Source organism: Mycobacterium sp. JS623 (assembly GCF_000328565.1).
In the GTDB taxonomy this organism is placed as follows: domain Bacteria; phylum Actinomycetota; class Actinomycetes; order Mycobacteriales; family Mycobacteriaceae; genus Mycobacterium.
The window spans coordinates 4,041,346-4,064,730 of sequence record NC_019966.1 but is presented as its reverse complement, the minus strand read 5'-3'; the positions used below and the strand labels follow the sequence as shown (position 1 = coordinate 4,064,730).

Sequence of the window (23,385 nt, the reverse complement as noted above, 5' to 3'; positions counted from 1 at the left end):
GAGTTGACCGTCATGCCACAGTTCTTCATCGAGGCGCCCGAGGGCATCGATCCCGATGCGAAGCAGACGATGATGCAGCAGATCACCTCGGCGATCGATGCCGCATACCACATTCCCGACGTGCGGGTCTGGTTGCGCGAGTACGACACCGGAAACGTCGCACAAGATGGTCGCATCGGGGCTGAACCCCTGCGGCCAGTGTGCTTTCTCGAAGCCCCCGTTTTGGAAAGCATCGACGCGCGGCGGGAAATGTCCAACAAGATCCAGGCCGCAATCCGCGACGCGTACGGAGAACTGGCGAACACCGAAGAGACGCTGATCCTGATGAACCTCTATCCGCTGGAGAACGCCGGCTTCGCCGGGCGCATGCAGTCCGACAATCCCGACATCGTCGCTGCCGTCGCACAACTCAACAGCTGACCGGCGACACGGACGAGCACGACGGTCGCTCAGTTGACGGCCGGTGGCTGAAAGCCGTTGTGCACTCGTGGCTTTCAGCTCGTGGCCCGATTCGGGGGTCGGGAAGCTAGTCGGTTCCTGTATCGCGGTCGTCTGCGATGGTCGCCGGCCGATCCTCCGTCGACTCCTCCAAGGACAGTGCGATGCCGAGGGCCAAGAAGAACATGATGAACAGTGGGCCGCCGAGGTAGAAGTTCATCGCGCCGCCCGGGGAAATGAAGCTCGCCGGCGGCCCGATGATCGTGATGGTCTCGATCAGCTGCTCGACCGCGAACACCGCCGCGAGTATCCCGAGCCATCGCGGAAAACGACCATTGTTGGCCGCCAACAGGATTGGCACCGCGACCATGACGTCGGCGACCGTCAGGATCGGTCCGAACATCGAAGCGATGTCGGCGATGGTGCGCGCTGTCGCCGAGCCGAGCTGGTCGGGATGCAGCGCGAGCCCACCGGTGAACCACGTCGCGACGAAGACTTCGACGAGGACCAGCGCCGAGCCGATGGTGAACACGTAGCCCGGCGGACCGGTCAGCCGATCGCGTGCATACCCGAGCACCACGACCAATGCCAAGGCCCCGAACGTCACCATCAGTGCCTGCATTCGCATCGCGCCCGAGTGTGCGGTCACAAACGAGACGATGTCGTAGCCCGGCTTATCGATGCCAGGAAGCGTCGGAACGATGAGCAGCGCAGCAATGAACAGCACCGCAAACGCGATACCAGCGATCATCGGAACACGACGATCCATAGCAAATCACTGTAGAGGGCGCAGTTATCCACACCCGGGATTTCATCCACAGGGCGCGTTGCCTGAGGCCCTACGCGGGTAAAAACGTGGGAATGCGTGCCTACTTTGGCCGCATGCGAACCGAATTGCCCACCGAACGGCTGCAGCGTCGTCTCGGCGCCGACAACGAGTCACCCGATGGCGCTGAGGGCGAACCGGATACGTCGCTATCGCGGTGGCTACCCGAGACCACCACATCGGAGGGCCCGGCCGGCTGGGTCGCGGCCATCCGGGCCGATCCGGGCCGAGCCGGTCTCATCGCGCTGGCGGCAGTCGGCGTCCTCGCGGTGTTGGTCACGGTCTTCACCGTGATGCGCGACAAGGCGCCGCCGGTAACGTCGGCGAAACTACCGCCGGTGGAGATGGTTTCGTCGGCCCGTCCAACCCCAGGGTCATCGCCGCCCAACACCGACGGCCCGGTGGTCGTCAGCGTGGTGGGCCTCGTGCACAAGCCGGGGCTTGTCACATTGGCGCCAGGCGCACGGATCGCCGATGCGCTCAGCGCGGCGGGTGGGCCACTGAACGGAGCCGATTTGATCGGGTTGAACATGGCCCGCCGCGTCGCCGACGGCGAGCAGATCATCGTCGGAATCGTTGCGGCGCCGGGCCAGCCGGCGGCGATGGGCAGCTCGGTCAGCACCTCGACTGCGGCACCGACCGAAGCGCCGACCGGAAAGACCTCAGCGCCAGGCGGTTTGGTAGATCTGAACGCCGCCACTGTGGAGGATCTGGACGCGTTGCCAGGTGTCGGCCCGGTGACGGCGGCGGCGATCATCGCGTGGCGTGAGGCAAACGGTCGATTCACCAATGTCGACCAACTCGGCGACGTCGACGGCATCGGACCGGCGCGGCTGGAGAAGCTGCGTGACCTCGTGCGTGTTTGACACTGGTGGATACCGGTGCGGCCCGGTTAGACCTGCGGCTGGTTCCGGCGGCCCTCACCAGCTGGGCGGCGACGGCGGCTGGAATCCTCTGGCACGTAGGCGGTTCGGTGGCGGCCGTCGCCATGGCGATCGGGGCGACGGCGGCCGTAGGGCGGTGGGGTAGTGCCCGCCGCGAGCCTGGCGACCGGGCGGCCGCAATCGCCACCGGCGTCGTCGCTGTCGCGGTGGTCGGTGCCGGCTTCGCGGTCGCGATTGGGCTGCGCGTTGCCGAACTGGGCCATCACCCGGTCGTCGAACGCTACGGCGCGGTCGCCACCGTCGTCGTCACGCCGACCGATACGCCTCGCTCGCTGGGCGCCAACCGAATGATGTTCCGCGGCTCGTTGCAACGGATCGACACCGACGAAACATCGGGCCGGGTCGTTGTTTTCGCGCGCGGCGTGGAATTCGCCGAACTGAGCGCGGGCCGGCCGGCGAGCTTTCGCGCCCGCATCGGCAGGCCGACCCGCCGTGACCTGACCGTCGCGGTGCTATCGGCGACGGGAGCGCCAAAACTGGGCGACGCCGCGCCGATCAACCGTGTTGCCCACGACATCCGCACCGGCTTCGCCGATGCTGCACGGTTGGTGTTGCCCGCGGATCAAGCAGCGATGCTGCCTGCGCTCGTGGTCGGCGATACCTCGACGGTACCCGCGCGGACCGTCGAGGAGTTTCGCGCCTCCGGGCTGACACATCTGACCGCGGTGTCGGGCGCCAACGTGACCATCGTCTGCGGCACAGTCCTGATGACGGCCGCACTGTTCGGGCCGCGGGCGGCCGTTGCGTTGGCCGCGCTCGCCCTCGTTGCGTTCGTCATCGTCGTGCAGCCATCAGCCAGTGTGCTGCGCGCGGCGGTGATGGGCGGCATCACGCTGCTGGCCGTGTTGTCGCATCGCCGCAGACAAGCGATCCCGGTGCTGTCAGCCAGTGTGATCATGCTGATGATCGCCGCGCCCGAACTGGCGGTCGACGTCGGCTTCGCGCTCTCGGTGTCAGCGACCGCGGCTCTGGTCGTGATCGCACCGGTGTGGTCGCGGCGGCTGACCACGCGCGGCTGGCCGAAGCCGGTGGCCGACGCGGTGAGCGTCGCGGTCGCCGCACAGCTCGTCACCGCCCCGTTGGTCGCCGGGATGTCGGGGACCTTCAGCGTGGTGTCGGTCATCGCCAATCTCGCGGTGGCTGCCGTGATTCCGGCGATCACGGTCGTCGGGACGGCCGCCGCTGCGCTGTGCGTGCTGTGGCCGGCGGGTGCCCAATTGCTGATTCGGTTCACCGGGCCGGAGTTGTGGTGGCTGCTGCGGGTGGCGCACTGGGCCGCCGGCGTGCCGGGTGCCTCCATTGGCGTTCCCTCGGGCGTTGTCGGCGTGGGGTGTATCGCCGCCGCGAGTATCGGCGCGGTGGTGTGCTGGCGGTGGCGGTGGTTTCGCGTCGGCGTAGCTGTCGCGGCGGCGTGCCTGCTCGCGTGGACGGTGTCGGGGCTGTCGGCTGGACATGACACGATCGGGGGGTGACTGACGAGGCCGCGGGGCTGCATCTGGTGTTGGGCGACGAAGAGTTGCTCGTCGAGCGCGCGGTCGCTGCTGTGCTTCGGCAGGCACGCAAGCAGGCGGGCACCGTCGACGTCCCGGTGGACCGCATGCGCGCCGGCGAGGTCAGCACCAGCGAGCTGGCCGAACTGCTCAGCCCGTCGCTGTTCGCCGAAGAGCGTGTCGTTGTCCTCGAGGCCGCGGGGGAGGCGGGCAAAGACGCCGTCGCGCTGATCGCGGAGGCCGCCGCGGATCTGCCGCCTGGCACCATGCTCGTCGTCGTGCACTCCGGCGGTGGCCGCGCCAAGGCGCTCGCTGATCAATTGAAAAAGCTTGGCGCGCAGGTCTATCCATGCGCCAAGATCGCCAAGGCCAGCGAGCGGGCCGACTTCGTCAGGAAAGAATTCCGCACGTTGAAGGCCAAAGTCAGCGACGACACCGTCGTCGCGGTGCTCGACGCCGTGGGCTCCGACATTCGCGAATTGGCCGCTGTCTGTTCACAGTTGGTCGCCGACACCGACGGCACGGTCGATGCCGCAGCGGTGCGCCGCTATCACTCAGGCAAGGCGGAGGTGAAGGGCTTTGACATCGCCGACAAGGCCGTCGTCGGTGACGTTGCCGGTGCGGCCGAGGCGCTGCGCTGGGCGATGATGAGCGGCGAACCGCAGGTGGTGCTGGCCGACGCGCTGGCCGAGGCCGTGCACACGATCGCCCGCGTCGCGCCGCTGTCCGGTGACCCCTACCGGCTGGCGTCGGAATTGGGCATGCCGCCATGGCGGGTGCAGAAGGCGCAAAAGCAAGCGCGACGATGGTCGCGCGGTTCGATCGCCGAAGCCATGCGACTGGTCGCGTCGTTGAATGCAGACGTGAAGGGTGCCGCGGCCGACGCGGACTATGCGCTGGAGGCGGCGGTCAGAAAAGTCGCCGAACTTGCCGCGGATTAGCGGCGAGTTCGAATCCGACCTGGGTACTTGCCGCGGATTAGCGGCGAGTTCGAATCCGACATGCGTACTTGTCGCGGGCGGACTCAGATCTTGTTGAGTGCGCTGGCCAGGCCGGACTTGCGGTTGGCCGCCTGATTCTTATGGATGACGCCCTTGCTGACGGCCTTGTCGAGCTTGCGGCTGGTGGTCGCCAGCAACTCGGCGGCCTTGTCCTTGTCGCCGGCCTCGACGGCCTCGCGGAATCCACGGACCGCCGTGTGAAGAGAGGACTTCACCGACTTGTTGCGCAGTCTGCGGCGCTCGTTGGTGCGATTGCGCTTTTCCTGCGACTTGATGTTGGCCACGCGGTAATTCCTTCGAAATCTAGGTTGGATTGCTCAAAGTCTTTTTGCGCCGCGCCTGACGGCGGGCAGCGACTGTTCAGGCTACCAGCGCGCCCCCGAATCTCCCAAAGCGAGGGCGTCTGGCCTGCCGAAACGGCGCAATTGGTGCAGCATGTGATGGGTGAGCCTTCGAACCCTGCCCTCCGAGACCGCACGCACGTCGCGCACAAGCGGCCGGACGTCCAAACGGTACGACGGCATCTTCGACGGCTACAAGAGCGCGGGCCGCTACTCGCAGGCCTTTGATGAGATGTTCGACAGCGACGGCAACGTTCGCGGACCGTATAAGGGCATTTTCGCGGAGCTTGCCCCCTCCGATGCCTCTGAGCTGGCCGCCCGCGCCGACGCGCTCGGCCGCGCATTCACCGACCAAGGCATCACGTTCTCCTTGTCCGGCCAGGAACGGCCGTTCCCGCTTGACCTCGTTCCGCGGGTGATCTCGGCCGCGGAGTGGACGCGGCTCGAGCGCGGCATCACCCAGCGAGTGAGGGCGCTGGAGCACTACCTCCACGACATCTACGGCGAGCAGGAGATCCTGCGCGACGGTGTCATCCCGCGCAGGCTGGTCACTTCCTGCGAGCATTTCCACCGCGAGGCCGCGGGCATCGTGCCGCCCAACGGTGTGCGCATCCACGTCGCGGGCATCGATCTGATTCGCGACGACAAGGGTGACTTCCGGGTGCTGGAGGACAACCTGCGCTCACCGTCGGGCGTCTCCTATGTCATGGAGAACCGCCGCACGATGGCGCGGGTCTTCCCGAATCTGTTCGCCACGCATCGGGTACGCGCCGTCGGCGACTATGCCTCACACCTGGTGCGGGCGCTGCGCAACGCGGCGGCCAACAACGTCGCCGACCCGACGGTGGTAGTGCTGACGCCCGGCGTCTACAACTCGGCATACTTCGAGCATTCGCTTCTGGCCCGGCAGATGGGCGTGGAGCTGGTCGAGGGCCGCGACCTGTTCTGCCGCGACAACGCCGTGTACATGCGCACCACCGAGGGCGAGCGTCAGGTCGACGTGATCTACCGCCGCATCGACGATGCGTTCCTCGACCCGATGCAGTTCCGCCCCGATTCCGTGCTCGGGGTGGCCGGCCTTCTCAATGCCGCCCGCGCGGGCAACGTCGTCATCTCCAGCGCGGTCGGCAACGGCGTCGGCGACGACAAGCTGGTCTACACCTACGTGCCGACGATCATCGAGTACTACCTCGGCGAGAAGCCGCTGCTGGCCAACGTGGACACCTACCGCTGCTGGCTCGATGACGAACGCGAGGAAGTGCTCGACCGCGTCGACGAACTGGTGATCAAACCGGTCGAGGGCTCCGGTGGTTACGGCATCGTGTTCGGGCCGGATGCGTCGGAGAAGGAGCTGGCCACGATCAGCAAGAAGATCCGCAACGACCCGCGAGGTTGGATCGCGCAGCCCGTGATGCAGCTCTCCACGGTGCCGACCCAGATCGGCGACAAGCTGGCACCGCGGCACGTCGATCTGCGGCCGTTCGCCGTCAATGACGGGGACAACGTGTGGGTGCTGCCCGGCGGGCTGACCCGGGTGGCGCTGCCCGAGGGCTCGCTTGTGGTCAACTCCAGCCAGGGCGGAGGCTCCAAGGACACCTGGGTGCTGGCGTCGCGGGCGTCGGTGGCTGACCGCGAGCTCGCCGCGGCAGAGGTGGTGCGGTCGCTGCCCAAGACGTCGAAAGCCAAGCCCGACAACGACTCTGACGGGTCATCGCAGCAACAGCAACAGCAGCAATCGCAGGCGCAGCGACCGACCAACGGGTCAAGTCAGCAGCAACAACAGCAGCAGCAGTAGGCGGTGATGATCTGATGTTGGCACGCAACGCCGAATCGCTGTACTGGATCGGCCGCTATGTGGAGCGGGCCGACGACACCGCCCGCATCCTGGATGTCACGGTGCACCAACTGCTCGAGGATTCGAGCGTCGACCCGGACCAGGCGTCGCGGACGCTGCTGCGGGTGCTGGGCATCGAGGCGCCCAGGCAGCAGCTGGATGTGTGGTCGCTGACCGACCTCGTCGCTTTCAGCCGTGACACAGCAGGCGGCTGCTCGATCGTCGAATCCATTTCGGCGGCACGCGAAAATGCCCGCGGTGCACGGGAAGTCACGTCCACCGAGATATGGGAATGCCTCAACACGACCTATAACGCGCTCGCTGAGAGGGAACGCGCCGCCAAACGCCTTGGGCCGCACGAGTTCCTGTCTTATGTCGAGGGGCGCGCGGCGATGTTCGCAGGCCTGGCCGATTCGACGCTGAGCCGCGACGACGGTTACCGATTCATGGTGTTGGGCCGCGCCATCGAACGCGTCGACATGACGGTGCGGCTGCTGTTGTCCCGCGTCGGCGACAGCGCCTCGTCGCCGGCGTGGGTGACGTTGCTGCGTTCGGCGGGTGCGCACGACACGTATCTGCGGACCTATCGCGGCGTGCTGGACGCGGGCAGGGTCGTCGAATTCATGCTGCTGGACCGGCTTTTCCCGCGGTCGATCTTCTACTCATTGCGGCTGGCCGAGCACAGTCTCGACGAACTGCTCAACCGTCCGCACAACCGGCTCGGCGCCACGGCTGAGGCGCAGCGGTTGCTGGGGCGCGCCCGCAGCGAGTTGGAGTTCCTTCCGCCGGGTGCGCTTCTGGAGTCGCTGGAGAAGCGGCTGGCTGCTCTGCAGACGACGTGTCACGAAGTCGGAGAAGCGTTGGCGGTGCAGTACTTCCACTCAGCGCCGTGGGTGGCGTGGCACGACGCGGGGCACAACGGCGCGGTGGTCATCGAGGAGGGCGAAGTCTGATGTGGCGGCTGCGGGTTGTGCATTCGACGGGCTATGCCTACAAGTCGCCGGTCACCGCATCGTTCAACGAAGCACGGTTGACACCTCGCTCAGACGGCAGGCAGAACGTCATCCTCAATCGCGTCGAAACCGTGCCCGCCACCCGGTCATACCGCTACGTCGACTACTGGGGCACCGCAGTGACTGCGTTCGACCTGCATGCTCCGCACACCGAACTCGAGGTCACGTCGAGTTCGGTGGTGGAGACGGATCGGGACGTAATTCCCACGGACAACGTCAGTTGGGATGATCTGCACTCCGAAGCGGTGATCGACCGGTTCGATGAGGTGATCAGCCCGACGCACTACACGCCGCAGAGCAAGCGGATAAAGCGGGTGGGGGAGCGCATCGCCAAGTATCACGATCCGCAGGAGGCCGTCACCGCGGCTGCGAATTGGGTGCACAGCGAACTTGAATACGTGCCGGGCACTACCGGTGTGCACTCGTCGGGCCTGGATGCGCACCGCGAAGGTAAGGGTGTCTGCCAGGACTTCGCGCATCTGACGCTGATCCTGTTGCGCGGCATGGGAATTCCCGCCCGCTACGTGTCGGGTTATCTGCATCCCAAGGCCAAGGCGAAGGTCGGTGACACGATCGACGGGCAGAGTCACGCTTGGGTACAGGCGTGGACCGGCGGCTGGTGGAACTACGACCCCACAAACGACAAAGAGATCAACGAGCAGTACGTCAGCGTCGGGGTTGGCCGTGACTACGCGGATGTCTCACCGCTGAAAGGCATTTACTCCGGAGAAGGCTCGACGGATCTAGACGTGGTCGTGGAGATCACCCGGCTGGCTTGACGTCCTCTGTCGCGTATTCGCGCGAACGAGTTAGGGCTTACCGCGGCCCAAGTTGCGGAAGCCGGGGTGGACGTGCGGTGTCAGGCCTTGATGGTCCGCCACCACGGACAGCAGTTCGCGCAACATGTCTCGTTGTTTGGTGTCCAGCCCGGCGGTCATCAGCTTTTCGTGCTGACGGGCCAGCTCGCCGATCTTGCCCATGACCTTCTTGCCCGCTGGCGTGAGATAGAGCGCATGCAGTCGCCGGTCGTCGGGATTGCGGCGACGTTCGACGTATCCGCGATCCTCCAAGTCATCGACATAGGCGACGACTCGGCTTGGCAGCAACCCCAGCTGACCGCTGAGCGCTTGCTGGCTACGCCCGGGTTCGGCCGCGATCGCCCGCAGGATCCCGGAATGCGGCGCCGTGAGATCGATCGATGCGATCAGATCAGCGAATACCGAGGCGGAGCGGTGGCCGAGTTGGGACAGCAGGAACGCCACGTTGTCACCTGACATCGACAAATCGTATCAGTTATGAACTATTTCTTGAACGAATGAGTGAATCATCTTGTCGATCTTCAATATCAGGCATATCGTTCAAGCCATGAACGATTCAATCACCGATACGAATAGGGCGATGACCCGGCCCCCGCAGGGCGGTCCGCCATTGGCGATGCTCGCGGCAGTCTCGCTGACGTTGCTGCTGGCCGGCCTTGTGGTTGGTGTCGCGCTCGCCGGCGGTGTCATGCCGTTGCCGTATGGCTCCGCCGCGGAAATCCAGGCCTATGTCGCGGGCAACCACGCCGCCGCGGTCGCGTTGGCAGTCGGGACGTTCGGCTCATCGATACCGCTGGCCATCTACGCGGCCACCGCGAGCGCACGCCTGCGTCAACTCGGCATCACCGCACCGGGAGCGACGATCGCGTTGGCGGGCGGTCTGCTGGCGTCGGCCGGGCTCGGATTGTCGAGCCTGACCGTCTGGACGTTGTCGCGCCCGGAGGTCACCGCCGACGCCGCACTGGTCCGCGCGCTGTACTACCTCACGTATCTGACCGGAGGCCCGTGGCATGTGGTCACGCTCGGCCTGCTGATCGCAGGCATCGCGGTGCCCGCCCTCGTCGTCGGCTTGCTGCCGCGAGCACTTGCTTGGGCCGGGCTGGTCGTTGCCGGTCTCGCCGAACTGACCACGCTGGTGCTGATCTGGCCGGGCCTGTCGCCCCTATTGCCCGTGTGCCGATTTACCGGCCTCGTCTGGCTGATTGCGGCGGGCGCGATGCTGCCACTGCGCCGGCGTAACAAGCAGGAGGTGACGGCTCGATCATGAAACTCAGTGTCAGCGTGACGAATTACTCATGGCCCGACTCGATCGGGGACCGACTCGCGACACTCGCCCGCGCCCTCGACGACACAGCCGTCGACACGCTCTGGGTGCCCGACCATCTGCTGCAGGCAGATCCCGCCAGCCAGCTCGACGAGCCGATGCTGGAGGCCTACACGTCGCTGGGGTATCTGGCCGCAGTCACGTCGCGTATCCGCCTCGGCACCATGGTCACCGCCGCCACGTTCCGCGCACCCGCCTTGCTGATCAAGGCCGTCACGACACTGGACGTGCTGTCGAAGGGCCGGGCGTGGCTGGGGCTCGGTGCCGGCTACAACGTCGACGAGGCCCGCGCGATGGGCCTGTTCATGCCCGAAACTGCCGAGCGGTTCGCCAGGATGACCGAATTGCTACGGCTGGCACGCCAGATGTGGCACGGCGACGAAACCCCGTTCCGCGGTGAGTATTTGGAGTTGACCCGGCCGGTCGGCAGCCCGAGACCTGTCACGCGGCCGCCGGTGCTGATCGGCGGCACCGGCGAGCGGCGCACCCTGCGGCTCGTCGCCGAGTATGGCGACGCGTGCAATCTGTTCGATGTACCAGATGGCGGTCAAGCGATCCGCAGGCAACTTGCCGTGCTGGACCGTCATCGCGCTGACGTCGGCAGGTCACCCGACGAGATCGAGCGCACCGTCACCACGGCCCTGCGCGACGGCGAAAGTTCCGGGGACCTGGTCGAAAGATGCCACGCGCTGGGCGAACTCGGCGTGCAACACGTCGTGGTGATCGCCCGCGGGCGGCCGCTGTCCGAAGCCGACCTCAATTGCGTTGCCGGCGCAGCAGATCAGCTGGCCGGTTTGGCGCACACGCCGGGGTGAACCTCCACGCGATGCAGGTCGTCGCCCAGCTCGATCTGACGATCGAACTCGGTGGCGGCCAGCGCTCGCCAGTCTTCCTCCTGGCCGGGTTCGATTCCTGGCACGTAGTGGGTGAGGATCAGAATTCCGACACCGGCGCGTGCCGCGGTGGCCGCGGCCTGCTCGACCGACGAGTGGTAGTCGCAGATGTCGCGGATGCGCTGCATCGGCATCTTGTCGATCAGATCCTTGCGAATCACGGTGTGCACCAACCCACCAGCGCCTGCGGCGAGCGCGTCGAGAGTGTCACACGGCACGGTGTCACCGGCCAGCACCACCGACGCGTCACCGTGTTCGATGCGGAATCCGATCGTCGGCGCCACCGGGCGGTGATCGGTCGGCGCGACCCGGATCGTCACCCCGTCGCGGTCCCACACGGGACCGTCGGTGTACTCGTGCACCTCTATCGCCGGCGGCGAGGTCAGATCGGCATGATGCGCGATCCGGTACCCGATGTCGAAGCCGAACGCCTTGAACGTCGCATCGACCACCTCTGCGGTGCCCGGCGGCCCGATGATCGGCAACGGCACCGGATTGGGGTCGAATGTGCTCACCCACCTCGTGATGAGCACGTCGCCGAGATCGGCGATGTGATCGCTGTGCAGGTGCGTCAATAGCAGTGCGGTCAACGCGTTCGCGCCCGTGCCCGCGGCGGTCAATCGCTGCTGCACACCGCGGCCGCAGTCGACGAGGAACGTCTGCCCGCCGGCCCGTACGAGGGTGGACGGTCCCGCTCGGCGGGCGTCGGGAATCGGACTACCAGTGCCGAGCAGCGTCACCTCGATCATGCCCTTATTCCTACCGTTTGCGGGCACGTCAGAAAGTGAAACCTTCGTTTCAATAGAGTATTGAGTGCTGCGCTGAAAGCCTACGAAACCTGTGCCTCGGCTAGCTGAAAGTTTCAATAGGTCATTTACCACTGTGAAACCGATCCGCAACAGTGCACCCATACCGTCGGGCGATGACGTTCGACTACTCCCGCCTTACCGCTACGTGCGCCGTCGAGTCACCCGAGAAGGCGGTGACTCTGCCCCCCGAGGCCTACGGCAGTGACGAGCTGTACGCCGCCGAGGTTGACCGAATCTTCAAGCGGGGCTGGCTCCCGCTGTGCCGTGTCGAGCAGGTGGCCACACCCGGCAGCTACTACAGCATCGACATCCTCGGCACCCCGCTTGTCGTGACCCGTGACCGTCACTCCGAGATTCGGGTGCTGTCACGCAACTGCACACACCGCTGGATGGAAGTGTGCAGCGGAGCGGGGGAGGCCAACGTGCTGCAGTGTCCGTACCACCTGTGGTCCTTCGGCCTGGACGGACATCTCGCCGGTGCACCGGAGATGAAGAAGTCACCCGCATTCGATCGAAATGACTACCCCCTCAAGAAGTTTCGCCACGAAATCTGGAAGGGCTTCGTGATGGTGAATTTCGACGGGCAGGCGGAGTCGTTGGCGAGTCAGTACGCGGCGCTCGACCCGATCGTCGACGCCTACGACCTGGAGAACTACCAGACCGTCGAGCAGACCGACTGGGGCGTGTGCGACTGGGACTGGAAGATCATGGTGGACAACTTCATGGAGTGCTACCACCACATGGGTCCGCACCGCGGGTCGCTGGAGGACCGGTTCCCCGCCAACATGAGCTTCACCGGTGAGGTCGGCGACTACTTCACCACGATGTGGTCGCAGCAGCGGCCCGAATATCCTGCCGATCCGCCGTTCCTGTCGCCCGGCGCCGACACGCTGACCGCGGAGCACAAAGACAGGTCGCTGATCTTCATCGCGTATCCACTGCTACAGATCGCGATGGGCCCGGCATATATGTACTGGCTCAAGACACTTCCGCTCGGCGCGGGCAAGATCGAGCTCCAGCTCGACATCTGCATGTCGCCTGCCTCGCTGGCCGCGCCCAATGTCGAGGAACGCCGCAGCGAGCTGGTCAAGCTGATCTGCGACATCCATCGCGAGGATCTTGACGTCTGCGCCGCAGTCCAGCGCGCAGTCCGGTCCGGCGTGACGAGCAAGGGGCGGCTGTCGCACCTGGAGCGACCGCTGTGGGAGTTCTACCGCTACCTCGGGCGCGAGCTCGGACTCATCAACCCCACCACTCTCGCATCGGCAGGATGACACCACATGACGACAACCCTCAACGGCCAGAACGCCACAGCCACAACCGCCCGCGACGTCGCCGACGCGCTAGCTGCCAAGGGCGTCAAGTACGCCGCGATCAGCTTCGTCGACATGCACGGCAAGCCCAAGAGCAAGATGGTGCCGCTCGGCCATCTGACCCAGGCGGCGCTGGGCTCTGAGATGTTCACCGGCGCCGCATTGGACGGCGTGCCGCAGGACGTCAACGACGACGAGGTCGCTCCGCATCCTGACCTCGAGCACCCGATCATCATGCCGTTCAATCGCGAGATCGCCTGGTTCCCAGGTGATCTGTGGATCGGCGAAAGCCCGTTCGACGCGTGCAGCAGGCAGATCCTCAAACGTGTGACCGCCGACGCGGCGACACTCGGATACACCTTCAACCTCGGCATCGAGACCGAGTTCTTTTTGCTCACCGACACTGACAAGCCAGGGCCCGCCAGCCCCGACGACAATCTCGACAAGCCCTGCTACGACCTGCGAACAATGCTGCACAATTACCCGGTGGTCGACGAGATCGTGTCCGCGATGAACGAACTCGGCTGGGACGTCTACTCGTTCGACCATGAGGACGGCAATGGTCAGTTCGAGACGGACTTCACCTACACCGATGTGGTGTCGATGGCCGACCGGTTGGTGTTCTTCCGGATGATGGTCGGTGAGATCGCCTACAAGCACGGCCTGTTCGCCTCATGGATGCCCAAGCCGTTCGCCGACCGCACCGGAAGCGGTGCGCACTACAACATGTCGCTAGCAGATCCATCGGGCGCCAACCTCTTTGCCGCCGAAGATGATCCGCGCAGCTGCGGTCTCTCGCAGCTCGGCTACCAGTTCATCGCAGGGGTGCTGCGCCACGCCGATGCTATCTGCGCGGTCATCGCACCGACGGTCAACAGCTACAAGCGGCTGGTCAAACAGGGCAGCATGTCCGGCCTGACGTGGGCGCCGGTTTTCGCGTGCTACGGCGACAACAACCGCACGAACATGCTGCGCATCCCGAGGGGCGGCGGCCGTGTCGAGTGCCGTGCGGCCGACAGCGCAAACAATCCCTACCTGGGCGGTGCGCTCATGCTGGCCGCCGGCCTGGAGGGAATCCGGGAGGGACTCGACCCCGGGGAGCCGAACCGGGACAATCTCTACCGGCTCACCGAACCCGACCTCGTCGCGCGCGGAATCGGTTGGCTGCCAAGGTCACTCGGCGAGGCCATCGATGCGCTCGAGGTCGATCCGCTGGTGCGACGCGTGTTCGGTGACGCGATGTTCGAGTCGTTCGTCGCCGAGAAGCGCGCCGAGTGGGATAGTTACAACGCGCATGTGTCGGCGTGGGAGACCGAACGCTACTTGAGGTTCTGGTGAGCATGAGCCATTGGTGGGAAGAACTGACCTCGACGCAGTTGGCCGACCGCCTGGCCGCCGATCCGGACTGCGTGGCACTGATACCCGTCGGCGCTACCGAACAGCATGGGCCGCATCTGCCGGTCGGCACCGACACCATCATCGCGACGGCACTAGCCGACGCGGCGGCGGGGCAGAAGGCGGTCGTTTTGCCGCCACTTGCCTTCGGCGCCAGTTTCTTTCACGGCAGTCGGCACGCGGGTACAGTCGCGTTCTCCGGGGAGGAGACCGCTGCGAATGCCTGGTTGGTCGCCGAGGCCTGCGTCGATAACGGTTTCCGGCGGCTGTTGTTCGTCAACGGTCACGTCGGTAATGCGGCCTCGCTGTGGATCGCCTGCGATCGGTTCCGGCGCGAATTTCCGCAGCTGCGTATCGGTGTGATGCAGTGGTGGGATCTGACACCCGACATCGCGCGCCGCGCGACGGAAGATGCGGTGGACTGGCACGCGAACGCGGCAGAGACCTCGCTCATGCTGGTGCTGAGGCCCGAGCTCGTCGACACCGACAGGATGCGCGAGGCGGACGATCCAGACCGCAGCGAGGGCGCCGTCTTCAAATATGCAGTCCAGCATGTCTCCACCAACGGGGTCACCGGATACCCATCGCGCGCGACCAAGTCGATGGGCCTCGACCTGTGGCGGGATGTGGTGACCGCCGCGCGTGACACGGTCGCGCGTGCGCACAGTGAGCAACCGCCGCTTGGCTAAACTCCACGCCATCGGACGACCACGGAATAACGCCGTTGGCGGCGACGCCACCCGGACAACTAAGCCCCGCGCCGACATTGTCAGCGCGGCGACCAAGCTGTTCTCCGAAAAGGGCTACGCCCAAACGACGATGAGTGACATTGCGCGAGCATCGGGCCTGCAGCAGTCATCGCTCTACTACTGGTTCCGCAACAAAGAACAGCTGCTGGGCGAAACGCTATTGGTCAACCGGGCGCCGCTGAAGTTCATCGCTGAGGTCGGCGCCGGCTCCGGCTCGCCTGCAGTCAAGCTCTACCGGCTGCTGCGGTTCGACACCATGCAGCTGGCCCTATCACCGATCGACTTCAACGAAATCCAGCGGATCGCCCACGACCAGCGCACCGAATTCCACCAATTCTGGGCGGATTACGAGCGACTGAAGAACTGGGTCGTCGACTTGATCGGTGCCGCGATCACCGAGGGCAAGTTCATCGATTGCGATCGCGAGGAAACGGCTGGCCTCCTGCTGAACTTCGACGAGGGCGCCCAGAAGCGCACGCGCCTGCACACCGATCAGGGCGATAGGGCGGAGGAGGCCATCCGGGTCGGCGAACAGGTCGCCATCATCGCCATCCGTGGCCTATTGAAGCGGCCGAGCGAGATCACCAGGATCAGTGCGCAGGCGGCTCAGTTCGACGACGCATCCATCGCGCTTCGAGTCACCCGTCCGCAGCCGGAGTGACTATTCGCGTCCGGCGGAAACAAAGGTCATGTCGGCGAACCGATTACCTGACACCGACGCGCCCGCAGCGTCCAGCGTGTCGAGCTGCGCAGGCGTCAGCGTCACCGTCACTGAGCCAAGATTCTCCGCGACGCGCTCGGCCCGCCGGGTGCCCGGAATCGGCACCGACGCAACGCCAAGTGCCTCGGCGCGGTACCGCAGCCAGGCCAACGCCACCTGGGCCGGTGTCGCTCCTTGCTGCTCGGCCACCGACTTCACGACTTCCACCACCGCGAGGTTGGCGTCCAGGGCGCCCTCGCTGAAGCGAGGCATGGTCTTGCGGAAGTCGTTCGGCGACGACAGATCGGCCGCCGACCGGACCGTTCCGGTCAAAAACCCGCGCCCCAACGGCGAATACGGCACGAAACCGACGCCGAGCTCGGCGGCCGCGGGCACCACATTGGTCTCGACGTCGCGGCTCCAGATCGACCACTCGCTCTGCACGGCGGCGATCGGATGCACGGCGGACGCCGCCCGCAGTTCGTCGGCCGTCACCTCGGACAGCCCGAGATGGCGGACCTTGCCTGCGGCCACCAATTCGGCCATGGCACCGACGGTCTCTTCGATCGGCACGTTCACGTCGCGGCGGTGCATGTAATAGAGGTCGACCACGTCGGTCTGCAGCCGCTGCAGGCTTTCATCGATGCACTGCCGGACATAAGCGGCGTCGCCCCGGACACCGATCCGGCCCGCGGCGCGGTCCGCCGGATTGCCCTCGATGCCGAACTTGGTGGCCAGCGTGACCTCCTCGCGGCGGTCGGCGAGCAAACTGGCGATCAGCTTCTCGTTGTTGCCGTTGCCGTAGATGTTGGCGGTGTCGATGAAGGTCACACCCAGGTCCACCGTGCGATGCAGCGTGGCAAGCGAGTCGGTGTCGTCGACCTCCCCATATACAGGGGTCAGCGCCATGGCGCCGAAACCGATTGCACTGACAGTCAGTTCATCACCCAATTCGACTGTGGGCACTGTGTTGGCACTCGTCATGCTCGCTCGCAACGAATCTGGCCGAGACGGTATTCCGGCTGAGCGCTCCTTTGAGTCGATTCTCCTTCGTCGCCCGCTGCGGCCGGTGTCGCGCCTCGTAGGCGCGCAAGCCCGCCGGGATCCGCTCCGCGACCTCGAACCGCGGGGCCTCGAACGACCGGCCTCCCGCTGAATCGCATGTTGTGCGACTGCTCAACGACCGTCACGTCAAAACCCGCCTTGGCCAGCGAATCCGCGACGACGTAGCTCCCGACATAGTTCGGGAGCGACTGCAACGCGCAACCGCCCGTCGCGTTGCGGCCGTGGACGTGACCCTGTTGCAACCACGGAATCTCTTTCGCGTCGGGCGTGTCGGCCCTAACCTGTGAAGTAGTTCACGACCGGGAGGCGTCCATGCGGATCGCAGATGTGTTGCGGAACAAGGGTGCGGCGGTGGCCACCATCACGCCCGAGACGTCGGTCGCCGGTCTGCTCACCGAGCTCACTGTGCACAACATCGGCGCCATGGTGGTGATGTCGCAGGACGGGTTGGTCGGCATCGTGTCGGAGCGAGACGTCGTGCGCAAACTGCACGAATTGGGCACCGAGATACTCCATCGCCCGGTGTCCGAGATCATGACGACGGTGGTGGCGACATGCTCGCCGGAAGATTCGGTCGACAGCCTCAGTGCGCTGATGACCGAGAACCGGGTGCGCCACGTTCCCGTGGTAGTGAACGGGCGGCTGGCAGGCATCGTCAGCATCGGCGACGTGGTCAAGACGCGAATGGAGGAACTCGAGGCCGAGCAGAAGCACCTGCAGGCCTACATCACCCAAGGTCGCTGAGTGTCGATCGACGTCCGCCTCTTGGGGCGGAAGGATGTTCGCGATGCTGCCCGCGTTCTGGCCAAGGCCTTTTACGACGATCCGGTGACGAGCTGGATGTTGCCCGATGACAGCTCACGGCTGACAGCGCTGACGCGGGCGTTCGCGCCGCTTGCCCGCCACCACTTCGTGCCGCGCGCAGGCTCGGAGGTCGGGGTGCGCGACGGAACCGTCGGCGCCGCGACACTCTGGGATCCGCCGGGCCAGCGCAAGCCGGGCTTGGTCGAGCAGATCATCACGACGCCCACGATGCTGTGGGCATTTCGCTCGCGGGTTCCCGCCAGCATGCGGGTGATGGAGCTGATGGAAAAGCACCACCCCGAAGAACCGCACTGGTACTTGATGCTGATCGGCAGCGACCCCTCCGTGCGCGGTGCGGGGTTCGGCCACGCGTTGATGCGCTCGCGGCTCGACCGATGCGACGCCGAAGGCTCTCCGGCATATCTGGAGAACAGCAACCCGAAGAACGAGGCGTATTACCTGCGGTTCGGCTTCGAGATCATGGGCGAGATCAAGCTGCCCGACGGTGGCCCGCCGTTGTGGCCGATGTGGCGAACGCCGCGCTAGCTCCAGGAGTATTCGGCGCGTAGCCGGGCGGCCACGACCTCGAACACATCGCGCTCCAGGATCGCGCCCTCGCGGCGAATGCCCTCTTCGGGAACGTCCAGCACCCGGTCCAGCCGCACCCAGCTGGGCCGGCCCTCGTAGTCCCAGCTGCCGCTGCCGATGCCGACCCAGTCGCGGTCGTTGCGGTGGTGTTCCTGGCTGGACAGCATCAGGCCCAGCAGTGTCGAGCGGTCTCGGCCCACGACCAGGACGGGCCGGTCCTTTCCGCGGGTCGGATCGTCCTCGTAGACCACCCACGTCCACACGATCTCGCCGGGATCGGCCCGGCCGTCCAGGTCCGGGGCGTAGACCAGCTTGCGGGCCCGCTGCGCGGTCGGAACGCTGTTGTCGGTGACCGGGCGGCCCGCGGTGATGGCCGGAGCCTCGGCGTCGGGCATGCCGGAGAGCGCATCGAGCCCGATTCTGATGCTGGTCTGGATGCCGGTCTGCAGCTGTTGACGGATGAACTTCGGCGCCTCGTTGAACACGAGGTTCTCCGCGAAGCGCTGAAACGTCTTCCACGGCGGAGCCATGTTTCCGAGCATAGGGGAGTCTGTGTGCCCGCGATTGTGTCGAGAGGGGCTTGCCTCGATACCCTGTTAACGCACACCAACGCGCTCACCAGGAGATTCCCATCAGCAGTTTCGCCGACCAAACCTTCACAGCGCCGGCGCAGATTCGGAACTTCTGCATCATCGCCCACATCGATCACGGCAAGTCGACGCTGGCCGATCGAATGCTGCAGCTGACCGGTGTGGTTGCCGATCGGGACATGCGCGCGCAGTACCTGGACCGGATGGACATCGAGCGCGAACGCGGCATCACGATCAAGGCCCAAAACGTCCGGCTGCCATGGCAACTGGATGGCACCGATTATGTGCTGCATCTGATCGACACACCCGGCCACGTCGACTTCACCTACGAGGTGTCGCGGGCGCTGGAGGCGTGCGAAGGCGCCGTGCTGCTGGTTGACGCCGCCCAGGGCATCGAGGCGCAGACGCTGGCCAACCTCTATCTCGCGCTCGACCGCGACCTGCACATCATCCCGGTGCTCAACAAGATCGACCTGCCTGCGGCCGATCCAGAGCGCTACGCCGGCGAGATCGCGCACATCATCGGCTGCGAGCCCGGCGACGTGCTGCGGGTGTCGGGAAAGACGGGCGAGGGGGTTTCCGAGCTGCTCGATCATGTCGTCCGCGAAGTCCCACCGCCGGTCGGTGACGCCGACGCCCCGGCGCGCGCGATGATCTTCGACTCCGTCTACGACACCTACCGCGGTGTGGTGACATACGTCCGCGTCGTCGACGGCAAAATCGTCCCGCGCGAGCGCATCAAGATGATGTCCACCGGCGCCACACATGAGCTGCTGGAGGTCGGCATCGTCTCACCCGAACCGAAGCCGTCAGTCGGCCTCGGAGTCGGCGAGGTCGGCTACCTGATCACCGGCGTGAAGGACGTGCGCCAGTCGAAGGTCGGCGACACAGTGACGGCGGCACGCCACGGCGCGACCGAGCCGCTGACCGGCTATCGCGAACCCCGGCCGATGGTCTATTCGGGCTTGTATCCCGTCGACGGCTCCGACTATCCCGATCTGCGCGACGCGCTCGATAAGTTGCAGCTCAACGATGCTGCGCTGACCTACGAGCCGGAAACCTCGGTCGCTCTTGGCTTCGGGTTCCGCAGCGGCTTCCTTGGCCTGCTGCACATGGAGATCACCCGCGAGCGACTCGAACGTGAGTTCAACCTCGACCTGATTTCGACGTCGCCCAACGTCGTGTACCGCGTCGTGAAGGAAGACGGCGACGAGCTCGTCGTCACGAATCCCTCCGACTGGCCCGACGGCAAGATTCGCACGGTCTACGAACCCGTCGTGAAGACAACCATCATCGCGCCAAGCGAATTCATCGGCACGATCATGGAACTGTGCCAGTCGCGGCGCGGCGAACTCGGTGGCATGGACTATCTGTCGACCGAGCGTGTGGAGCTGCGCTACACAATGCCGTTGGGGGAGATCATCTTTGACTTCTTCGACGCGCTGAAGTCGCGCACCCGCGGCTACGCGAGCCTCGACTATGAGGAGGCGGGTGAGCAGGAAGCCGAGTTGGTGAAGGTCGATATTCTCTTGCAGGGCGAGGCCGTCGACGCGTTTTCAGCGATCGTGCACAAGGAGTCGGCGTACGCGTACGGCAACAAGATGACGACCAAACTCAAGGAGCTGATTCCGCGTCAGCAGTTCGAGGTTCCGGTGCAAGCCGCGATCGGTTCCAAGATCATTGCTCGCGAAAACATCCGCGCGATCCGCAAAGACGTGCTATCGAAGTGTTACGGCGGTGACATCACGCGGAAGCGCAAGCTGCTCGAGAAACAAAAAGAAGGCAAGAAGCGAATGAAGACCATAGGCCGGGTTGAGGTGCCGCAGGAGGCGTTCGTCGCCGCGCTGTCCACCGATGCCCCGGCCGACAAGGCCAAGAAGTAGGTAGGTGTTCATGCGCTCGAGCCGGTCGACTATCGCGGCGTTGAGCGCGTGTGTGGTGTTGGCGGGCTGCTCGTCGGCCACCGTCGAGAGTGCGCCCACCGTCCACATCGCCGAGGCCGCCAAGCCGGTCGTATCGCGGGCATCGGATCAGGCTCTGCCGACCACCAACGAACTCGCCACCATCCTCGGCACCGCGGGCTTCATGGGTCGTCCCGTCAAGGGAGGGCCTGAGATGCTGCTGGCCGGTGTGCGCGAATCCGAGGCGACCCCCCTCGACTGCGTGAGCGCGGGCTTCCGCCTGGAAAAGATCGTGTATCAGGCGAATCCGGTGCGCACCGTGGCCAGCCAATCGTGGATCGGCGGCGATCAGAACGGCCCGTCGTACTCGGGCTTTTTCGGCGCTGTGCAATTCGCCAGCGCGGACGATGCGCAGGCGTTCTTCGCCGCGGCGGCCGACAAATGGCACCGCTGCAACGGCCAGACGCTGGTGCTGCATCAACCCGAGCACGGCGCGGACGGGTTGAGCCGAATCACCGACGTCGTCGTCGACAACAAGGTCGTCTCCGCGGTCGTCCTGCACGACGACGGTTCGACGATCCAGCGCGCACTTGGCGTCGCATCGGATTGTGTTGTGGATGTGGAGGTTACGAACCCTCCAGGCGCTACCGGCGGCAACGCGGCCGGTGCGATCGGCGTCGCCAACCTGATGTTGCAGAAGATCGGCAGTTAGCAAAAATTGACGGCTAGCCGACGCTTGCGGTGGAAGTCGGTCACAATAGCGCGGTGATCTTTCTCGGCACGGCCAGCCGCGTGTGCTCCGTCGGGTTCGTCACCGCGGCGTCCGTCCTGCTCTCGGGTTGCGTGAGCACGGTGTCCGGCAATGCGGTGCGCGCGCAAAACGCGGCGCCTGTCGATGTGGCCCCGCTGACCGAAGCCAAGCTCGACGATGTCCTGCTGTCGATCGGCGAGCTCAACGGCATCATGGGCTCGACGCAAATGAAGGTCACCAGCGAACTCGAGCAAATGACCGACCACTCCGGCGAGGTGTCCGACCCGGACTGCCTCGGCTCGATCTACGGCGCGGAGGAGCCCGTCTACGCCGGCAGCGGCTGGACGGCGGTGCGTGACCAGGTGGTGCGCGAACCTGGCGAGGACAACGAACACTGGGTGGAGCAGACCGCGGTGCTGTATCCGTCGGCGGCGAAAGCGCAGAAGTTCTTCGACGACTCGAAGGCCTCGTGGCAGAAATGCTCGGGCTATTCAGTATCGGTCGTCGATGCCGACGCGACCTACTTGTGGCAGATCGACAACGTCATGTCCGCGGATAGTTTGGTCACTCAGATGACGGCGCAGGAAGACGCGGGGGGCTGGGCGTGTCAGCACGGCTTGTCGGTGGTTTCGAATGTGACGGTCGAGGCGTGGGCGTGTAGCTACGACGTCAAGGACGAGGCGGCGACGATCGCCAATGAGATGGTGGCCAACGCAGCCAAGAAGTAGCTCACAGCATCAGCGTGAGCCCGCTGATCACAATCAGCGCAATGATCGAGCCCCCGGTGAGGTAGACCTCGCGCCGAGGCGAAATGCGGTGGGGCAGTGGACGTTGGGCCAGCATTCGCTGACGCCGTAGGCCGATCAGGTACGTCGACAATGCGAGCGCCGCCGCGACACCCGCGGCGACGAGCTGTGGTGCGCTTGGCTTGCCGTGGGTGTCGCGGATCAACAGTATTGCGCCGTTGGCCAAGACTGCCAGCGACGTTCGGGTCCACGCCAATGTGGTTCGCTCGGGCTGGGTTCCGCTGTTGCTCGTCAAGCGGCCATCGCCTTGACGACGATGAGGCCCACCGTGAGCAGGCCGACTACGACCAGTCCGATTCCGAGATACATCGGCGTGGGATGGCGGGGCAGCGGCAGGTCTCGGCGCATGGCGAAATCGACCTGACGCCACCGAAGGATTCCCATCCCGGACGTCAGAATTGCCAGCAGCGCCAAGATGATTCCGAGGATGTGTCGCGCCCCGGCGATCGACAGCTCGGGAATCAGCTGGACGACGGCGACGGCGCCGGCGAGCAGCCCCAGCGCGGTGCGCTGCCAGGCCAGAAACGTCCGTTCGTTGGCCAGGGTGAAGCGGTAATCAGGCTCGACTTCGTCGTTGTCGCCCACCGGTTGAACTTAACGTCCGAAGGCCCGCTCAGACGACCCAAATCACAGGACCCTTTCACCGAGCCGGTGGGGTCAGATCCGTGACGACACCGTCAGGAAGTTGCGGCCAACGGACGCCGCACCAGGTCGCCCCACACCGCGAACGCTTCGGCGTGCTCAGCGGTCGCCGAACCACTGGCCAGCGCAACCAAACTAGACGCCAACCGGCCGATGCCGATTCCGGTTTCGTGCACGACGCGCACCAGTTCGTCGAAGGCGTCCTGATCCGAGCAGCCGCGCAGCCCGACGAGGATCCCAGTGGCCACGTCGATCACGCGACGCGAAGTGTCGTCACCTACGCGATAACTCATGCATGTCATCGTGCGTGACGGGCCAGCAGTCAACAAGACATCCAGCCGCGATGATCC

Annotated in this window: 26 protein-coding genes and 1 pseudogene; 18 read left to right on the top strand and 9 right to left on the bottom strand. The window is 65.4% G+C overall.

All coding sequences use genetic code 11. The features are described 5' to 3' along the window. Positions 1-12 precede the first annotated feature (12 nt). On the top strand, positions 13-420 hold the full coding sequence (locus MYCSM_RS19940; RefSeq protein WP_015307968.1) for a tautomerase family protein: 408 nt from the start codon (positions 13-15) through the stop codon (positions 418-420). Between the two features lie 106 nt (positions 421-526). Here MYCSM_RS19940 and MYCSM_RS19935 read toward each other — a convergent pair whose 3' ends face one another. Further along, positions 527-1,207: a hypothetical protein gene (locus tag MYCSM_RS19935; RefSeq protein ID WP_157681363.1), complete on the bottom strand. Its 681-nt coding sequence runs from the start codon at positions 1,205-1,207 to the stop codon at positions 527-529. A gap of 113 nt (positions 1,208-1,320) precedes the next feature. Between MYCSM_RS19935 and MYCSM_RS19930 the strand changes: the two genes are divergently transcribed. From MYCSM_RS19930 to holA, 3 genes are read left to right on the top strand one after another with little or no spacing between them, the layout of a single operon-like run. Next, the gene (locus MYCSM_RS19930; RefSeq protein ID WP_041314482.1) at positions 1,321-2,130 is read left to right on the top strand and encodes a ComEA family DNA-binding protein; all 810 of its coding nucleotides are present in this window, start codon (positions 1,321-1,323) and stop codon (positions 2,128-2,130) included. A gap of 5 nt (positions 2,131-2,135) precedes the next feature. Continuing rightward, complete coding sequence (locus MYCSM_RS19925) at positions 2,136-3,680, top strand: ComEC/Rec2 family competence protein (RefSeq protein WP_015307965.1); 1,545 nt, start codon at positions 2,136-2,138, stop codon at positions 3,678-3,680. Between the two features lie 17 nt (positions 3,681-3,697). After that, positions 3,698-4,639, top strand: coding sequence for a DNA polymerase III subunit delta (gene holA, locus MYCSM_RS19920; RefSeq protein WP_198345103.1), 942 nt, complete (start codon positions 3,698-3,700; stop codon positions 4,637-4,639). 83 nt (positions 4,640-4,722) lie between these two features. Here the strand turns inward: holA and rpsT are convergent, their stop codons facing one another. Next, positions 4,723-4,983, bottom strand: a complete 261-nt coding sequence (rpsT, locus tag MYCSM_RS19915; RefSeq protein ID WP_015307963.1) for a 30S ribosomal protein S20 — start codon at positions 4,981-4,983, stop codon at positions 4,723-4,725. Between the two features lie 289 nt (positions 4,984-5,272). On the opposite strand from rpsT, the gene MYCSM_RS19910 reads away from it, so the two are divergent. From MYCSM_RS19910 to MYCSM_RS19900, 3 genes are read left to right on the top strand one after another with little or no spacing between them, the layout of a single operon-like run. Further along, positions 5,273-6,835, top strand: a complete 1,563-nt coding sequence (locus tag MYCSM_RS19910; protein ID WP_232425821.1) for a circularly permuted type 2 ATP-grasp protein — start codon at positions 5,273-5,275, stop codon at positions 6,833-6,835. A gap of 14 nt (positions 6,836-6,849) precedes the next feature. After that, entirely contained in the window at positions 6,850-7,827 is a 978-nt protein-coding gene (locus tag MYCSM_RS19905) for an alpha-E domain-containing protein (protein ID WP_015307961.1), read from the top strand. After that, entirely contained in the window at positions 7,827-8,666 is an 840-nt protein-coding gene (locus MYCSM_RS19900) for a transglutaminase family protein (RefSeq protein WP_015307960.1), read from the top strand. Before MYCSM_RS19905 ends, MYCSM_RS19900 begins: the two co-directional genes overlap by 1 nt. Positions 8,667-8,696: 30 nt before the next feature. Here MYCSM_RS19900 and MYCSM_RS19895 read toward each other — a convergent pair whose 3' ends face one another. Further along, complete coding sequence (locus tag MYCSM_RS19895; RefSeq protein ID WP_015307959.1) at positions 8,697-9,164, bottom strand: MarR family winged helix-turn-helix transcriptional regulator; 468 nt, start codon at positions 9,162-9,164, stop codon at positions 8,697-8,699. Positions 9,165-9,252: 88 nt separating this feature from the next. Here MYCSM_RS19895 and MYCSM_RS19890 point away from each other — a divergent pair, with 88 nt between their 5' ends. Beyond that, positions 9,253-9,972 (top strand): hypothetical protein, encoded by a 720-nt coding sequence (locus tag MYCSM_RS19890; protein WP_015307958.1) that lies wholly within the window; start codon positions 9,253-9,255, stop codon positions 9,970-9,972. Beyond that, positions 9,969-10,844, top strand: coding sequence for a TIGR03560 family F420-dependent LLM class oxidoreductase (locus tag MYCSM_RS19885; protein ID WP_015307957.1), 876 nt, complete (start codon positions 9,969-9,971; stop codon positions 10,842-10,844). The genes MYCSM_RS19890 and MYCSM_RS19885 overlap by 4 nt, the downstream gene beginning before the upstream one ends. Here MYCSM_RS19885 and MYCSM_RS19880 read toward each other — a convergent pair. After that, positions 10,811-11,671, bottom strand: coding sequence for a ribonuclease Z (locus tag MYCSM_RS19880; RefSeq protein WP_015307956.1), 861 nt, complete (start codon positions 11,669-11,671; stop codon positions 10,811-10,813). The genes MYCSM_RS19885 and MYCSM_RS19880 overlap by 34 nt on opposite strands. A gap of 173 nt (positions 11,672-11,844) precedes the next feature. Here MYCSM_RS19880 and MYCSM_RS19875 point away from each other — a divergent pair, with 173 nt between their 5' ends. From MYCSM_RS19875 to MYCSM_RS19860, 4 genes are read left to right on the top strand one after another with little or no spacing between them, the layout of a single operon-like run. Further along, entirely contained in the window at positions 11,845-13,005 is a 1,161-nt protein-coding gene (locus tag MYCSM_RS19875; RefSeq protein ID WP_015307955.1) for an aromatic ring-hydroxylating oxygenase subunit alpha, read from the top strand. A gap of 6 nt (positions 13,006-13,011) precedes the next feature. Next, positions 13,012-14,382: a type III glutamate--ammonia ligase gene (gene glnT, locus MYCSM_RS19870; RefSeq protein ID WP_015307954.1), complete on the top strand. Its 1,371-nt coding sequence runs from the start codon at positions 13,012-13,014 to the stop codon at positions 14,380-14,382. Positions 14,383-14,384: 2 nt separating this feature from the next. Continuing rightward, entirely contained in the window at positions 14,385-15,128 is a 744-nt protein-coding gene (locus tag MYCSM_RS19865; RefSeq protein WP_041312451.1) for a creatininase family protein, read from the top strand. Beyond that, a complete protein-coding gene (locus tag MYCSM_RS19860) occupies positions 15,121-15,849 on the top strand; it encodes a TetR/AcrR family transcriptional regulator (protein WP_232425633.1) in 729 nt (242 codons plus the stop codon). Before MYCSM_RS19865 ends, MYCSM_RS19860 begins: the two co-directional genes overlap by 8 nt. Here MYCSM_RS19860 and MYCSM_RS19855 read toward each other — a convergent pair whose 3' ends face one another. Then, positions 15,850-16,872: an aldo/keto reductase gene (locus MYCSM_RS19855; protein ID WP_015307951.1), complete on the bottom strand. Its 1,023-nt coding sequence runs from the start codon at positions 16,870-16,872 to the stop codon at positions 15,850-15,852. Positions 16,873-17,265: 393 nt separating this feature from the next. On the opposite strand from MYCSM_RS19855, the gene MYCSM_RS19850 reads away from it, so the two are divergent. Then, positions 17,266-17,697 (top strand): CBS domain-containing protein, encoded by a 432-nt coding sequence (locus MYCSM_RS19850; RefSeq protein ID WP_015307950.1) that lies wholly within the window; start codon positions 17,266-17,268, stop codon positions 17,695-17,697. Continuing rightward, on the top strand, positions 17,698-18,303 hold the full coding sequence (locus MYCSM_RS19845) for a GNAT family N-acetyltransferase (protein WP_015307949.1): 606 nt from the start codon (positions 17,698-17,700) through the stop codon (positions 18,301-18,303). Here MYCSM_RS19845 and MYCSM_RS19840 read toward each other — a convergent pair. Then, a complete protein-coding gene (locus MYCSM_RS19840) occupies positions 18,300-18,887 on the bottom strand; it encodes a type II toxin-antitoxin system PemK/MazF family toxin (RefSeq protein WP_015307948.1) in 588 nt (195 codons plus the stop codon). The two genes, MYCSM_RS19845 and MYCSM_RS19840, sit on opposite strands and share 4 nt — an antisense overlap. On the opposite strand from MYCSM_RS19840, the pseudogene lepA reads away from it, so the two are divergent. The 3 genes and pseudogenes from lepA to MYCSM_RS19825 all read left to right on the top strand — a co-directional run bounded on the left by lepA (position 18,849) and on the right by MYCSM_RS19825 (position 22,315). After that, positions 18,849-20,818 (top strand): annotated as a pseudogene (gene lepA, locus MYCSM_RS19835) (translation elongation factor 4). The gene MYCSM_RS19840 and the pseudogene lepA sit on opposite strands and share 39 nt — an antisense overlap. Before the next feature lie 10 nt (positions 20,819-20,828). Continuing rightward, positions 20,829-21,548, top strand: a complete 720-nt coding sequence (locus tag MYCSM_RS19830; protein ID WP_015307946.1) for a sensor domain-containing protein — start codon at positions 20,829-20,831, stop codon at positions 21,546-21,548. Between the two features lie 56 nt (positions 21,549-21,604). Then, positions 21,605-22,315, top strand: coding sequence for a sensor domain-containing protein (locus MYCSM_RS19825; protein WP_232425820.1), 711 nt, complete (start codon positions 21,605-21,607; stop codon positions 22,313-22,315). Position 22,316: 1 nt separating this feature from the next. Here the strand turns inward: MYCSM_RS19825 and MYCSM_RS19820 are convergent, their stop codons facing one another. The 3 genes from MYCSM_RS19820 to MYCSM_RS19810 all read right to left on the bottom strand — a co-directional run bounded on the left by MYCSM_RS19820 (position 22,317) and on the right by MYCSM_RS19810 (position 23,328). Then, on the bottom strand, positions 22,317-22,628 hold the full coding sequence (locus MYCSM_RS19820; RefSeq protein ID WP_015307944.1) for a DUF202 domain-containing protein: 312 nt from the start codon (positions 22,626-22,628) through the stop codon (positions 22,317-22,319). After that, positions 22,625-22,978 (bottom strand): YidH family protein, encoded by a 354-nt coding sequence (locus MYCSM_RS19815; RefSeq protein ID WP_015307943.1) that lies wholly within the window; start codon positions 22,976-22,978, stop codon positions 22,625-22,627. Before MYCSM_RS19815 ends, MYCSM_RS19820 begins: the two co-directional genes overlap by 4 nt. Before the next feature lie 92 nt (positions 22,979-23,070). Further along, a complete protein-coding gene (locus MYCSM_RS19810) occupies positions 23,071-23,328 on the bottom strand; it encodes an ANTAR domain-containing protein (protein ID WP_015307942.1) in 258 nt (85 codons plus the stop codon). Positions 23,329-23,385: the final 57 nt, after the last annotated feature.